Consider the following 14201-nt stretch of genomic DNA (forward strand, 5'->3'; position numbering starts at 1 on the left):
AATTCCCGGGCGCGCGTCCGGGGTCCCGAGAACGCCGATCAGCGAGGTACGCCAGTGTCCGTCGAAGTGACCATCGAGATCCCCAAGGGCTCGCGCAACAAGTACGAGATCCATCACGAGACCGGGAAGATCTACCTCGACCGGTTCCTGTTCACCTCGATGGGCTACCCGGCCGACTACGGGTTCATCGACAACACGCTCGCCGACGACGGCGACCCGTGCGATGCGCTGGTCCTGCTGGACGAGTCGGTGCACCCCGGCGTCATAGTCAACGCCCGCGTCGTGGGTGTCTACACCATGTCCGACGAGGCCGGCGGCGACGACAAGCTGCTGTGCGTCCCGGCCACGGACCCGCGGTGGGAGCACATCCAGGACATCGAGGACGTCCCGGACTTCGAACTCAAGGCGATCGAGCACTTCTTCCTCCACTACAAGGACCTCGAGCCCGGCAAGCACGTGACGCCCGGTGAGTGGAAGGGTAAGGACCTCGGCGAGAAGCTCATCGCCGAGGGCATCGAGAACTTCGCCAAGCACCCCGAGGAGAAGGCCGAGCCCAACCGCGGCTGACTCCGCGCGGCCGGGGGGCCGGGACCGGGACCGGGCCGACTTCGTCCCGCGGCCACGCGACAGTCATTCCGAGGCCCACGCGAAGAGCGTTCCGCACACATCGCCCGAGAGGCGGGTGTGCGGAACGCTCTTTTCGATGCGCCGGGCCGGGCGGGGCGCGCCTGGGTGGGCGCGGCGCGGGGGGCCGGGCGGGGCGGGGCGGGGCCTGTCGGCGCAGGAACTCAGCGGCCGGTGAACTTCGCCTCGCGCTTCTCGAGCGTGGCCGAGATGGCCTCCATCATGTCGGCGGAGGCGAGGAACCCGGCGTTCCACGTGGCCACGTAGCGGTTGTTCTCGTAGATCTGCCCCTCGATGCCGCGGTTGAGCACCTCGCGGGTCCCGCGGACCACGAGCGGGGGGTTGCCGGCGATCTCGGCGGCGGTGGCGTGGGCCGAGTCCAGCACACCGGCGGCGTCCTCGGCCACATGGGTGACCAGCCCGTAGCGCAGGGCGGTCTGGGCGTCGATGTCCCGCCCGGTCAGGGCGAGTTCTCGGGTCAGCCCGGAGCCGATGATGTGGGGAAGCCGCGCGAGCGAGCCCATGTCGGCCACGATCCCCACCTTGACCTCGCGGATCGAGTAGGTCGAGTCGGCGGCGCCGTGGCGGACGTCGCACGCCGAGATCAGGTCCACCGCGCCGCCGATGCAGCGGCCCTGGACCGCCGCGACGGTGGGGGTCTTGGCCGATGCCACCGAGTCGATGGCGCGACGCATGTCCTCGACGTGGTCGAGGATCCGCTCACTGCGGGAGGCGTCCGGGGTCGTGTCCTGGGGAAGGAACTCCATGAACTGCGGCATCATCGCCATGAGGTCGAGCCCGTAGGAGAAGTTGCGGCCCTCACCGGCGATGACGGCCGCGCGGACCTCGGGATCGGCGTCGAGCTCCGCCATGACGCGGGGCATCTCCGCCCAGAAGTCCGGCCCCATGCCGTTGTGGGGGCCGGGCCCGATCAGCGTCACCTGCGCGACGTGCGGATGCCGGACCGCCTTCTCGATACGGACGGAGGAGTACTGACCGGGCGCGGCCGAGGTGTCTGAAGTGCTCATGCGCTCAGCCTGCCATGACGACCTCAGGCGCGGGCGTCAGGCATCACGAACCACAGGATCACGTATAGGAGCACCTGCGGCCCGGGCAGCAGAAGCGAGGCCACGAACAGGACGCGGACCAATACCGGGTCGATCCCGAAATAGTCGGCGAGCCCGCCGCACACGCCCCCGATCCAGCGGTCCTCGGAGCGGGTCAGTCGCTTGGGCTGGGAGTCTGAAGGGTAGGTCATGACGTGTCACCTCGTCGTCGTCGTCAATGGTGGCCGGGGACCTCTCCCCGATGACCTCCAGTCTCCTCCCCCACGGCGCGCTCCACATCCGGGTTCGACCCCGATCTCCACCCTGATCCGCGACTCGGGGTGGGGACGCGGGCGGGGCCTCGGGGTGGGCTCGCCCGACGTTGCGGCGGCTCAGGTGTGGAACTCGCCGCAGTCCACGGTCAGGGTCTGGCCGGTGACCGCCGAGGCGGCGTCCGACAGGAGGAACAGCACCGGGTCGACGATCTCACGCTCGCTGGGCAGTCGACGCAGGTCAATCTTCTCGGCGGTGTGGGCGTAGACGTCCTCCACGGTCCCGCCGTACTTGCCCGCCAGGTGCTCGAAGTACCCCTTGAGCGTCTCGCCGTAGATGTAGCCGGGCGCCACGGTGTTGACGCGGATGCCGCGCGGCCCGAGTTCGGTGGCCAGGGAATGGCCCAGCGCGACGAGGGCGGTCTTGGCGATCTTGTAACCGGCGTAGCGCTCGCGGGAGTGGTGGATGACGGCCGAGGCCATCATCACCACGGAGCTGCTCGCGGGCGCGGAGCTGCTCGCCGGCGCTGCAGTCGCGTCGGCCTCGCCCGCCCCCGCCGCCGCGCCGGCCTCGAGGAGCAGGGTGAACTCCTGGGTCGTACGGAGCGCGCCGAGGACCGACAGGTCGATGCCCCGCGAGATCTGGTCGTGGTCGGTCTGCGCCAGCGGCTTCATGCTGGGCACCGCGAACGCGCTGTAGACCAGGCCGTGGACGGCGTCGGTGTGCTGCGCGACGGTCTCCCGCAACGCCCGCACGGAGTCGGGTTCGGTGGCGTCCACCGCGGCGGCGATCGCGGTGCCGCCGGCGGCGCGGACCTCGTCGACGATCCCGTCGAGACGGGAGGCGGTCCGGGCGGCCACGACGACGGTCGCACCCTGGTCTGCGGCGCGAAGGGCGAGGGTCCGGCCGAAACCGGGCCCCGCTCCCACGATCACGATGGTCTTGTTCTCAAGAGATCCTGGCATGAGCTAATAGAACCAGTTCTACCGGCGCTGGGGGAGAGAGTTCACCCGACCGGGATAACATCCGCACGTGCACACCATCCCTGAGCAGTATCTTCGCAGCTCACAGGCCCCGAGCCCCCGGACACTGCTGGACGTTCTCGACGCCGCGACGCAGCGCCACCCGGACGCGCCGTGCCTCGACGACGGGTCGCGTGTCCTGAGCTACCGCGAGGTGTGGAAGGAGATCCACACCTCGGCGCGCTGGATGCAGGAGCAGGGCGTGGGGGCGGGCGACCGGGTGGGCATCCACATGCCCTCGGGCGGCGTCGAGTTGTATCTGGCCATCCTGTCGACGCTCGCCGCCGGAGCGGCGTATGTCCCCGTGGACGTGGACGATCCGGCCGACCGGGCCGACTTGGTCTTCGGCCAGGCGCAGGTCGCGGCCGTGTACACCGCGGAGGGGATGCGGGTCACCGACCCGCACCGCCCGGCCGACCCGTCGAGGAACCGGGGCCCCGGCGTCGACGACGACTGCTGGATCATCTTCACCTCCGGCACCACCGGCCTACCCAAAGGCGTGGCCGTGACCCACCGCAGTGCCGCCGCGTTCGTGGACGCCGAGTCGCGGGTCTTCCTCACCGGGGCCCCGCTCGGCCCGGGCGATCGGGTGCTGGCGGGACTGTCCGTGGCGTTCGACGCCTCCTGCGAGGAGATGTGGCTTGCCTGGGCGCACGGGGCGTGCCTGGTGCCCGCGCCCAGGTCGATCGTCAAATCCGGGCTCGACCTGGGCCCGTGGCTGCGCGACCGCGGGATCACGGTGATCTCCACCGTCCCGACCCTGGCCTCCATATGGCCCGAGGAGATGCTCGCCGACATCCGGCTGGTGATCCTCGGCGGCGAGGCCTGCCCGCCCGAGCTCGCAGCGCGACTCGCCGGTGAGGGCCGGGAGGTCTGGAACACCTACGGGCCCACCGAGGCCACCGTGGTGGCGTGCGCGGCGCAGCTGGACGGCAGAGGGGAGGTCTCGATCGGCCTTCCGCTGGACGGGTGGGATCTGGCCGTGGTCGACCCGGCGGGCCTGCCGGTCGGGTACGGCGAGTCCGGCGAGCTGGTGATCGGCGGGGTGGGACTGGCCCGATACCTCGACCCGGACAAGGACGCCGAGAAGTACGCGCCCATGGACTCCCTCGGCTGGGAGCGCGCCTACCGGTCCGGCGACGTCGTGCGCCTCGAGGCAGACGGACTGTATTTCGCCGGGCGCGTCGACGACCAGGTCAAGATCGGTGGACGCAGGCTCGAGCTGGGCGAGGTCGACACCGCGGTCTCCGCACTGCCGGGGGTGAGCGCCGGGGCCGCCGCGGTCAAGAAGTCCGACGCGGGCCAGCCCGTCCTCGTGGCCTACCTCGTGGCGGACGATCCCGCGGGCTTCGATCTCGCCGACGCCGCCGGGATCCTGCGCGACCGTCTGCCGGCGGGGGTGGTGCCCCGGCTGACGCTGGTCGACGAGTTGCCCACCCGGACGTCGGGGAAGGTCGACCGCGCGGCCCTGCCGTGGCCCCTGGCCCAGACCTCGGCCGCGGAGACCGAGCTCGAGGGCACCGACGCGTGGGTGGCCGAACTGTGGTCCTCGGCCCTCGGCGCCGACGTCTCCGGGGTCGACGAGGACTTCTTCGCCCTCGGCGGGGGCTCCCTCGCCGCGGCGCACGTGGTGGTGGCGGTCCGCGAGCGCTTCCCCTCCGTGACCGTGGGGGACATCTACGACCGCCCGCGGCTCGGTGACTTCGCGGGCTACCTCGACGAACTCGAGCCGGTGGCCGCCGTGGAGCCACGGCACGTGCGGCCCGTCGGCCGCGGAACGCAGCTGGTCCAGGTCCTGGCCACCCTCCCGCTGCTGACGGTCACCGGACTGCAGTGGCTCACCTGGCTGGGGATCGCCAACAACGTCGCCGCCTCGGTGGGCGTCCCCTGGGCGCGTCCGGTCTCGTGGTGGGTGCTCGGGATCCTCGCGGTGTTGCTGCTGTTGCCCGCGGGCCGCACGGTGGTCACGGGCCTGCTGTGCCGCGCCCTCACGGCCGGGATCACTCCCGGTACCTATCCGCGGGGCGGCTCGGTCCACCTGCGCCTCTGGGCGGCCGAGCGGCTGGTCGAGGTCTCCGGGGTCGCCAACCTCGAGGGCGCCGGATGGCTCACACCGTTCGCGCGGCTGCTCGGCGCGACGATCGGCCACGGGGTGGACATGCACACCCTGCCGCCCGTCACCGGACTGCTGACCGTGGGCGACGGGGCCTCCATCGAGCCGGAGGTCGACCTGGCCGGGTACTGGGTCGACGGCGACGTGGTGCACATCGGGACCGTGGAGATCGGCGAGAACGCGGTGGTGGGAGCCCGGTCCACGCTGCTGCCGGGCGCCGTGGTGGGCCGGGGCGCGCACGTGGAGATCGGATCCGCCGTGGTGGGCACCGTCAAGGCCGGGAAGCGCTACGCCGGGTCGCCGGCCCGCAAACGGGGGAAGCGGGGCTCGAGCTGGCCCGCCGAGCCCGCGCCCCACAACCGCATCTGGAGCCTCGTCTACCAGCTCTCCGCGGTGGCGCTCGGAGCGATGCCGTTGATCGCTCTCGCCGCCGGGCTCGCGGTGGTGGCCGCGGGGGCGCGGGATGCCACGACCCCCGGCCAGCTGTTCCTGCGCGCGGCCCTGTGGTCCGTGCCGGGGACACTGGTCGCGATCGTGCTGTTCGCCGCGCTCACCCTGGTGTCGGTGCGGGTGCTGTCGGTCGGGCTGCGGGAGGGCTTCCATCCGGTGCACTCCCGCATCGCCTGGCAGGCCTGGTGCAGCGAACGCATCATGGACGCCGCCCGCAACTGGCTGTACCCGCTCTACGCCTCGATGCTCACGCCGATGTGGCTGAGGGCGCTGGGCGCGACGATCGGCAAGGACGTGGAGGCCTCGACCGTCCTGCTCATCCCCTCGCTCACCACCGTCCGCGACGGGGCGTTCCTCGCCGACGACACGATGGTCGCGCCGTACGAGCTGGGGTCGGGGTGGATGCGGTTGGAGCAGGCGCAGGTCGGCAAGCGTGCGTTCCTGGGCAACTCGGGCATCGCGTCCGCAGGTCGTAAAGTCCCCGCGCGCGGACTGGTCGCCGTGCTGTCGTCCGCGCCACAGAAGGCCAAGAAGGGCACGTCGTGGCTCGGGTCGCCGCCGCAGAAGCTGCCCAGGGCGGTGGCCGACGGGGAGAGCGACGCGCGCACCTACCAGCCGCCGCGGCGCCTGAAGGTCGCCCGTGCCGCGTGGGAGACCCTGCGCCTGGTCCCGGTGTGGCTCTCGTTCCTCCTGTTGGTGAGCACTCTGCTGGTGATGCAGCAGATCCATCGGGAATGGGGTTTCGGCCTCGCGGCGCTGACCTCCGGCGTCACCCTGGCGTATGCCGGATTGGTGGCGCTGCTGCTCGCGGTCCTGGCCAAGTGGATCCTGGTGGGCCGGATCCGCGCGGGCGACCAGCCACTGTGGTCCTCCTTCGTGTGGCGCAACGAGGTGGCCGACTCCTTTGTCGAGCTCCTCGCCGCGCCCTGGATGGCCCGGCCCGCCACCGGGACACCGATCCTCACCGCGATGCTGCGGCTGCTCGGGTCGCACATCGGCCGGGGCGTGTGGTGCGAGTCCTACTGGCTGCCCGAGGCCGACCTGATCTCGGTCGGTGACGGCGCCACCGTCAACCGCGGCTGCGTGGTCCAGACCCATCTGTTCCACGACCGCATCATGCAGATCGACCGGGTGACGCTGGCCGACGGCGCGACCCTGGGCTGCCATTGCGTGACCCTCCCGGCGTCCTCGATCGGCGACGGCTCCACCGTGGGACCGGCCTCACTGGTCATGCGCGGCGACCGCATCCCCCCGGGAACCCGCTGGCAGGGCAACCCGATCGCCCCTTGGAGGGGTTGAGCGGGGCTGAGCGGGGCTGAGCGGGGCTGAGCGGGGCTGAGCGGGGCGCGGGTACGCGGCGGGTCTGTTCGCCGCCGGCGGGGATGCGCGGCGGGTTTGGACCGGACTCGCCGCGCACCCCCGTGGGTTCCGTGCAAAGACCCCGCGCACCCGGGCGGGACTTGCCGGTCAGCCGCCAGCGATCGCCCGGAGCGCCTCCAGGTGCGACCCGTAGGCCCTGCGACCCTCGCGGCTCAGCGCCAGCCAGGTCCGGGGTCGCTTTCCCACGTACCCCTTGCGCACTTTGAGGTACCCGGCCTTCTCCAGCACCGCGACCTGCTTGGACAGCGTCGAGTCGGAGACCTCCACGGCGTCGCGGATCGTGGCGAACTCGGCGTCGTCGACCCCCGCAAGGGCGGCGACGATGGAGAACCTCACCGGTGCGTGGATGACCTCGTCGAGCCGGTGACGCGCGTGCCCTTCCGCCCGGCCGTCGGAGTCGTCGGGGCCGTCTGGGACGTCGGGGGCAGCGGCGTGACCGCCAGCGGTGTCGGTCCCGGCGGCGTCGCCTGTCGAACCGCTCACCGCGAGGCCCCCCGCCGTGCGATGCGCGCGGCGGCGATCAGTCCGGGCACCGCCACCAGCACCGCGCCGAGGAGATACCACCAGGGGGTGAGGCCGATCGTGGTGCGGATGACGTGCAGGCCGGTGACGACGACGAGCACCATCACCCCGGAGCCCACGACCCCCCAGAAGGATGTCCGGGCCGAACCACGGGGGCTGGCGCCGATCGCCCGCCGCTGCCAGGCGATCACGGCGAGCAGAAGCACCGCGTACGGCACCATCGCCCAGTCGGAGAACATGATCGCGATGGTCCCGGCACCCATCACCACCGCGATGAGCGCGGTGAACCAGGCGAAGATCCGGGCATCGCGCGTGGAGCTGACCGGCGGGCGCCCCTCGACCTCCGCGAGGAGCCTGGCGGCCTCGGCGCGATCGACCGCGCCGGTGGTGTGATTCTCCGTGGTCATGACTTCACCCTTCCCGTGACGTCGCCGGGACCCCGCCCAGCTGACAACCCGATACTAGGAAACTACTTTCCAACTTGGCAAGTAGTTTCTGCCGATCGCATCACAATGGTGGCGGCGACCGTGGCGATCCCCTGAGGTCCACTACACTCGCGCAGGTCATGGAATTGAAGGCAGTCAAGAAGGACCTCATCGCCAAGATCGCCGCCCCCCGCGATTCGTCGCGCGCCGATCCGGTGGACCCCTACCTGCCCAGCGCCGGGAACCACGGCTACCGGGTGACCCGGTACGAACTGGACCTCACCTACAAGATGAGCTCCAACAACCTGCGCGGCCAGGCCGTGATCACCGCCACGGCCACCGAACCGCTCGAGTCCGTCCAGCTCGACCTCTCCCCACACCTCGACGTCGCCAAGGTCTCGCTAGACCGTGGCCGGGTCGCCCGGTACAGCCGGCCGCGGGGCAAGCTCACCGTCACCCCGACCGACCCGATCCCCGTGGGCGCGGCGTTCACGCTCACCATCCGGTACTCGGGCAACCCGCGCCCGATCCGCGGAGCCTGGGGGGAGGTCGGCTGGGAGGAACTGACCGACGGCGTCCTGGTGGCGAACCAGCCCAACGGGGCCGCCAGCTGGTTCCCGTGCGACGACCACCCCTCGTCCAAGGCCCCGTTCCGGATCCGTCTCACCACGGACTCGCCGTACCGCGCCGTCGTGACCGGGTCGCTGGTGGGCAAGAAGCGCAGCGGCAGCACCACCACGTGGGAGTTCGACCTCCCGCAGCCCACCTCCACCTACCTCGTCACCATCAACCTGGGACAATACGAGCACCTGGAGGTCACGGGCGGCTCGGTGCCGTTCCACGCCTACCTTCCCGCGGACCTCAAGCGGGACTTCCGGGTGGCGTTCGCCCGCCAGCTCGAGATGATCGACGTCTTCACCGACCTGTTCGGCCCGTACCCCTTCGGCGAGTACAAGGTGGTGGTGACCGACGACGAGCTGGAGATCCCCCTCGAGGCGATGGGCATGTCCACGTTCGGACGCAACACCGCCGAGGCGGGGGCGGGTGACGAGCGGCTAATCGCCCACGAGCTGGCCCACCAGTGGTTCGGCAACGCCGTCACCGCCGCCGAGTGGAAGCACATCTGGCTCCACGAGGGCTTCGCCTGCTACGCCGAGTGGCTGTGGACCGAGTTCTCCGGCGGCGCGGACGCGGGCAGCCACGCGCTGCGCTACTACTCCAAGCTGCAGAACTCCCCCCAGGACTTGCTGCTGGCCGATCCCGGCCCCAAAGACATGTTCGACGACCGCGTCTACAAGCGCGGTGCGCTCACCCTGCACGCCCTGCGACTGACGATCGGCGACGAGCGGTTCTTCCAATTGCTCCGCGACTGGGTGGCCAAGTACTCGGGAAAGACCGCGACCACCGACGACTTCCTGCACATGGCCGCCGACCACTCCCCCGTGGACCTCCGTCCCCTGTGGGCCGCCTGGCTGTTCTCCGAACCGTTGCCACCCACCCTCGGCATGCCCGATGACCACTCCGGCCGCCGCTGACCCGACCCCCACGACCGGCCGCCACGCCGCGGGTGGGATGCGGGCGCTGACGCTGGCGACGGCGTTCGCGGCCGCCTCCGGCTACCTGGTGATGCTGGTCGCCGGCCGGACGCTCGGCCCGGCGGACTACCCGCTCTTCGCCACCTACTGGGGCGCCTTCTTCGCCCTGGGCGGCGTGGCCAACGGACTCATGCAGGAGGCGACCCGGGCCGTGAGGTCGGCGCGGGTGGGTCCCGCGCCGGATGTCCCGGCACCGGGCACGGGAGGCCGGGTCAGACTCCTGCCCGCCGGGCTGATGCTGGGCCTCGCGCTGGCCGCGGTCGTCGCGGTGAGCGCTCCCGCCTGGCCACACCTGGGGCTCCCCACGTTCTCCGGGCTGGGCGTGGCGGTGATGGCGGTGGGGATCCTCGGCTTCAGCCTCCAGGCCGCCACGGCGGGGGCGCTCTCGGGAACCGAGCGCTGGGGCCTGTACGCGGTGCTGCTCACCGTGGACGCCGCGCTGCGTCTGATGGTCGCCGGCGTGGCGTGGTGGGCGGGCGATGCCGGGCTCGGGTTCGCACTCGCCACCGTCGCCGGCACCCTCACCTGGGCGCTGATGATCGCCCTGTCCCCGGCCACCCGCGACGCGCTGAGCCATGCGCTCGACGTGGGCCGTGGACGGTTCTGGCGCAACACCGCCTCGGCGATGTTGGCCTCGGCAGGGACCGCCGCACTGGTGGTGGGTTTTCCCGTGTTCGTCACCGCCACCGTCCGCGAGTCGGACCCCGCGCCGCTGGTCGGCGCGGTGATCCTGGCCATCACCCTCACCCGGGCGCCGCTGCTGGTGCCGTTGACCAGTTTCCAGAGCGCGATCATCGTCCACTTCGTCCAGCGCCGCGAGCTCGGCCCGCGCGCGCTGGCCGGCCCGCTCACCCTGGTCGCCGCGGTCGGCCTCGTGGGCGCGGGCGCGGCCTGGCTCGTGGGCCCGTGGCTCATCCGCGTGCTGTTCGGCGCCGAGTTCGAGCTCCCCGGAGCAGTGCTGGCCGCACTCACCGCGGCCTCCGTCGGTACCGCCGCGCTCATGGTCACGGGCAACGCCGCGCTGGCCTTCGACCGACACACGCTCTACAACGCCGGCTGGTGGGTGGCGGTGGGGGCCGCGCTGATCCTCCTGGTCTCGGTGCCCGGCCCGCTCGACGTGCGCTCGGCCATCGCCCTTCTCGCCGGGCCTGGCATCGGGGTGGCGGTGCACGTCGCCGGCCTCGCGGTGATCGCCCGGCTCGATCGGGAGCCCTCCGGATGAGCGAAGCCCGGGTGCTCGCGCGGCGCGCGGGTGAACTGCTGGCGGGGCTCGTCGTCGCCGCACTGGTGGCCACACTGACCCTCACGGCCGTCGATGCGCTGTCCCTGCCGGAGCCCAGCTGGCTGCCGGAGGCCCTCGGCGCCACCGTCGCCGCGGGACTGGTGGTGCTGGCCGGCTGGCTCCTGCTGCGCGGCGCGCGCCGGGGCCGAGACAGCGGCCGCGATACCGGCGAGCGCGGACTGTGGCTCCTCGGGACCGCCGGCCCCGCGTTCCTCGCCTCCTCCCACCTCGGCCTGCTGCTGGCCGGGACGCCGCACTACCTCTACGGCCTCGGCGGCGACCAGCTCAACCGCGTCGCGTACCTGACCCGCTTCGCCGACTCCCCCGCGCTCGCCGACCCCTTCTACGCCGACGCCGCGCCCTTCTACCCGCCGCAGTGGTTCTGGGTGGGCGGGCGACTGGCCGCCCTGACCGGGATCGAGGGCTGGGAGTTCTACAAGCCCTACGCGATCGTCACCATGGCGATCGCGGGCGCGATCGCCTTCGTCGCCTGGCGCTGGCTGGTGCCGACCCGGCTCGCGGTGCTGTTCGGTCTGGTCACCGCGGTCGTGGGTGGACACACCAACGCCTACGAGCCCTACTCGTGGATCCTCATCTGCCTCCTCCCGCAGGTCGTGGTGGCGACCTTCCTGCTCTGCGCACGCGCCGCCGCGCGGTCGCGGGGCACCGACGGCCGCCGACCCACGTGGCCGCTGGTCGTGACGATCGGCGTCTACCTCGGATGGGCCGCCCTGGACTACACGCTCATCGCGGGTGTCGCGGCGTTGCTGGTGGCCCTCGTCGTCGTCATCACCACCTGGCGCCACCGCGCCGACCGACACGTCGTCGTCACTCTTCTCGCCCGACTGGCGGCGATGGCCGGCATCTCCGCACTGGTCGCGCTGCTGTTCTGGCACCGCTTCCTCCTGGCCGTACTGGGCGGCGCGGAGACCGAGCCGTCCGTGGCCAACGACTTCGCCCCGGAGATCGGATCCCGCTGGCCACTGCCGATGTTCGAGGTGTCCGCCGCGGGGCTGCTGTGCCTGATCGGGGTCGTGTGGGTGGTGGCGACCGTGTGGCCGGGCGGCGCCGGCCGCCTGACAGACCGCGGTGCGGCGGCCCTGGGTTCCAGGATCGGCGCCCGGATCGGCGCGCGTCCCGAGGACGACGACGAAGCCGACGACGAGGCCGACGACGAGGCCGCGTTCTCCCGGCCGGACTGGCCCCTGCCCACCCCGGCGCGCGCACTCGTGCTGGCGCAAGCGCTGGGGCTGATGATCCTCACGGTCTTCGGGTGGTTCGCGCTCTCGGGGCTGAGGGCGGCCACCGGGTCCACGCTGCTGCCGTTCCGGTTGATCCCGGCGATCACGTTGGCTCTCGCGCTCGCCGGTGTGGTGGGCTCGCTCGCCCTGGCCCGGTGGGCGGTATCCACGTCGCCCCCGCACTCCCGCGGGCGGGTCGCCGCGGTGGCCGTGGTGGTGGCCGGCCTGGCCGCGATCCAGATGGTGCAGCACGTCTCCGAGGAGGATTCGGCCTTCGCCGCCGCCGCCCGTGACACCGTCCCCGCGCCCTCAGCGGTGATGGAGGCGATCGACGAGATGACGCCCGGCCGGGAGCCGTCCGATCTGGTGGTGCTCACCGCGGTCCCGACCGTCTACGCCTACCGCCCCTACTTCACCTTCCAGGCGCCCGCGCAGGCGTACGCCACCCCGGCCGGCCGCTACACCGAGCGGACGGACGAGATCCGCCGGTGGGCCACCGCCACCTCCCCGCGCGAGCTGGCCGACGCGCTGGAGTCCGGGCCCTTCCGCGGCCCGGACGTGATGGTGCTCGCGCGGGAGGGCATCCGGACCTGGGGGCTGCCGGTGGCGATCAACGAAATGCCCCTGGCCAGGAACAACAGCCGGGAGACGATCCGGTTCTCCCCGGCGCAGTTCGCGGACCCCGAGCTCTTCGACGTCCGCGGGGTGGGCTCGAGAGTGGTGATCGTGCGACGCTGACCGGCCGGGCCGTATTTCAGGCGGGCGGCGGATCAGGCGGGGCGCAGCGTGCTCGGCGCGGGGAAGGGCACGACGATCTCGCGGCCCACATCCTCAACGGCGTCAGTCAACGCTGTGGAGAGGACAATGCGGTCGTCATAGACGTGGGCGATGCGGACCACGGTGTCGCGGCCTTCCTCCTCGACGACGTAGCGATCCATCAGGAACCGCAGGCCGATCTCGTCGAGCACGCCCTCCGTGTCGTACCACTCGTCGACCGGGTCCAGCGGACGGCCGAGGCGGTCTATCGGCACGACCTGGGGCTCGGCGACAATCATGTCGATCCAGCCGATCGTTTCGCCGTCCTCGCGGCGGTGCGGGATCCACTGCTCGGGAACCACCTGACCTCCCTCCAGCCACTCCGGCTATTCACCTGCCGCGAATTCTGGTCGTGCCCAGTGCGGCACGGGGGCCGGCGCCGTTCCGCCGCAGCAGCGACGACCAGACCGACACCGCCTCCGCCTGCGCCGACATGACGCCCAGCGGACACTGCGCCCGCCCCGGGGTCAGAACTTCCTGAAGCTGTGGCCGAGGAGCCGCTTGCCGCCTTCGGTGAGCTTGCCGGCCCGGGCCGCGGTGGGCAGCAGCGACAGCGAGTTGAGCCGGGAGGTCACGTGCAGTCGCGCGGCCCGCTCGGCCTTCTTCCAGCCCCGGGCGGCGAACGCGTCGGCCTCGGCGGCGAAGAAGCGGGCCTCCTCGTCGAAGCGGCGGCCGTCGAGCGCGCGCACCGAGGAGTCGGACGCCGAGTGGCGGCGGTAGAGGAACGCCAGCGTCGGGTCGTAGACCATGTGGCCGCCGGCGGTGATCACGTCGACGAGCAGCGCCAGGTCCTGGACCACGTCGAGCCCCTCGCGGAACCCGATACGGCGGATCCACTCGGAACTCCACGCCAGGGACGGGAAATAGGTCCAGTTGCCGTGCATCAGCGAGGTCATCAGCTTCTCGCCGTGCAGGACCGTGCGCCCGTCAGTCCTGGGCTGGGTGAACGACTTGACGGTGTCCGACAGCGGCCGGACAGGCGCACCGTGCTCGTCGATCACGCTGACGCCCACCTCCATCACGGCGGCGTCAGGCACGGCCGCGAACCCGTCGGCCACCACCTGCAGGTAGTTGGGCAGCATGATGTCGTCGGCGCCCATCACCACGACGATCGGCGCGGTGACCATCTCCAGGCACTTGCGGTAGTTGCCGTTGGCGCCGAGGTTGGCCTCGTTCTTCTCGTACGTCACCCGCTCGTCGCGTGCGGTGATCTCCCCCATGTAGCGGGCGGGCTCCGGGTCCGGGTAGCCGTCGTCCACCACGACCAGTCGGAAGTCCGAATAGCTCTGGGAGAGAACGCTGTCCACAGCCTTCTTGAAGTGGCCGACATCCCCGTAGTAAGGGAGCATCACATCGATGGCCATCGGGGAACCGCCGTCCTTCTCGTCACCGGGTTATCCGTCCGATCGCAT

Annotated in this window: 12 protein-coding genes; 5 read left to right on the top strand and 7 right to left on the bottom strand. The window is 71.6% G+C overall.

The annotated features are described in order from the left end of the window. Window positions 1-54 precede the first annotated feature (54 nt). A complete protein-coding gene (locus tag CEY15_RS07750; protein WP_017835926.1) occupies window positions 55-567 on the top strand; it encodes an inorganic diphosphatase in 513 nt (170 codons plus the stop codon). A gap of 221 nt (window positions 568-788) precedes the next feature. Here the strand turns inward: CEY15_RS07750 and CEY15_RS07755 are convergent, their stop codons facing one another. The 3 genes from CEY15_RS07755 to CEY15_RS07765 all read right to left on the bottom strand — a co-directional run bounded on the left by CEY15_RS07755 (window position 789) and on the right by CEY15_RS07765 (window position 2908). Then, a complete protein-coding gene (locus CEY15_RS07755) occupies window positions 789-1652 on the bottom strand; it encodes a crotonase/enoyl-CoA hydratase family protein (RefSeq protein ID WP_095717950.1) in 864 nt (287 codons plus the stop codon). Between the two features lie 23 nt (window positions 1653-1675). Continuing rightward, window positions 1676-1882 carry a PspC domain-containing protein gene (locus CEY15_RS07760; RefSeq protein WP_017835924.1) on the bottom strand — a complete coding sequence of 69 codons (207 nt, stop codon included), beginning with the start codon at window positions 1880-1882 and terminating at the stop codon, window positions 1676-1678. A 180-nt stretch (window positions 1883-2062) separates the two neighbouring features. Continuing rightward, window positions 2063-2908 carry an SDR family oxidoreductase gene (locus CEY15_RS07765; protein WP_095717951.1) on the bottom strand — a complete coding sequence of 282 codons (846 nt, stop codon included), beginning with the start codon at window positions 2906-2908 and terminating at the stop codon, window positions 2063-2065. Window positions 2909-2975: 67 nt separating this feature from the next. On the opposite strand from CEY15_RS07765, the gene CEY15_RS07770 reads away from it, so the two are divergent. Next, on the top strand, window positions 2976-6827 hold the full coding sequence (locus CEY15_RS07770; RefSeq protein ID WP_095717952.1) for a Pls/PosA family non-ribosomal peptide synthetase: 3852 nt from the start codon (window positions 2976-2978) through the stop codon (window positions 6825-6827). Between the two features lie 168 nt (window positions 6828-6995). On the opposite strand, the gene CEY15_RS07775 is transcribed toward CEY15_RS07770, so the two are convergent. After that, window positions 6996-7391, bottom strand: a complete 396-nt coding sequence (locus CEY15_RS07775; RefSeq protein ID WP_017835921.1) for a winged helix-turn-helix domain-containing protein — start codon at window positions 7389-7391, stop codon at window positions 6996-6998. Beyond that, window positions 7388-7837: a hypothetical protein gene (locus CEY15_RS07780; protein WP_095717953.1), complete on the bottom strand. Its 450-nt coding sequence runs from the start codon at window positions 7835-7837 to the stop codon at window positions 7388-7390. Before CEY15_RS07780 ends, CEY15_RS07775 begins: the two co-directional genes overlap by 4 nt. A 164-nt stretch (window positions 7838-8001) precedes the next feature. Between CEY15_RS07780 and CEY15_RS07785 the strand changes: the two genes are divergently transcribed. From CEY15_RS07785 to CEY15_RS07795, 3 genes are read left to right on the top strand one after another with little or no spacing between them, the layout of a single operon-like run. Beyond that, window positions 8002-9390 (top strand): M1 family metallopeptidase, encoded by a 1389-nt coding sequence (locus CEY15_RS07785; protein WP_095718038.1) that lies wholly within the window; start codon window positions 8002-8004, stop codon window positions 9388-9390. Further along, a complete protein-coding gene (locus CEY15_RS07790) occupies window positions 9368-10672 on the top strand; it encodes a polysaccharide biosynthesis protein (protein WP_095717954.1) in 1305 nt (434 codons plus the stop codon). The genes CEY15_RS07785 and CEY15_RS07790 overlap by 23 nt, the downstream gene beginning before the upstream one ends. Beyond that, window positions 10669-12711, top strand: a complete 2043-nt coding sequence (locus CEY15_RS07795) for an arabinofuranosyltransferase (RefSeq protein ID WP_095717955.1) — start codon at window positions 10669-10671, stop codon at window positions 12709-12711. Before CEY15_RS07790 ends, CEY15_RS07795 begins: the two co-directional genes overlap by 4 nt. Window positions 12712-12743: 32 nt before the next feature. Here CEY15_RS07795 and CEY15_RS07800 read toward each other — a convergent pair whose 3' ends face one another. Then, window positions 12744-13091, bottom strand: coding sequence for a hypothetical protein (locus CEY15_RS07800; protein ID WP_095717956.1), 348 nt, complete (start codon window positions 13089-13091; stop codon window positions 12744-12746). A gap of 165 nt (window positions 13092-13256) precedes the next feature. Next, a complete protein-coding gene (locus tag CEY15_RS07805; RefSeq protein ID WP_095717957.1) occupies window positions 13257-14153 on the bottom strand; it encodes a glycosyltransferase family 2 protein in 897 nt (298 codons plus the stop codon). Between the last annotated feature and the right edge of the window lie 48 nt (window positions 14154-14201).

The sequence above is a fragment of the Dietzia natronolimnaea genome (assembly GCF_002289575.1).
Taxonomy (GTDB): domain Bacteria; phylum Actinomycetota; class Actinomycetes; order Mycobacteriales; family Mycobacteriaceae; genus Dietzia; species Dietzia natronolimnaea_A.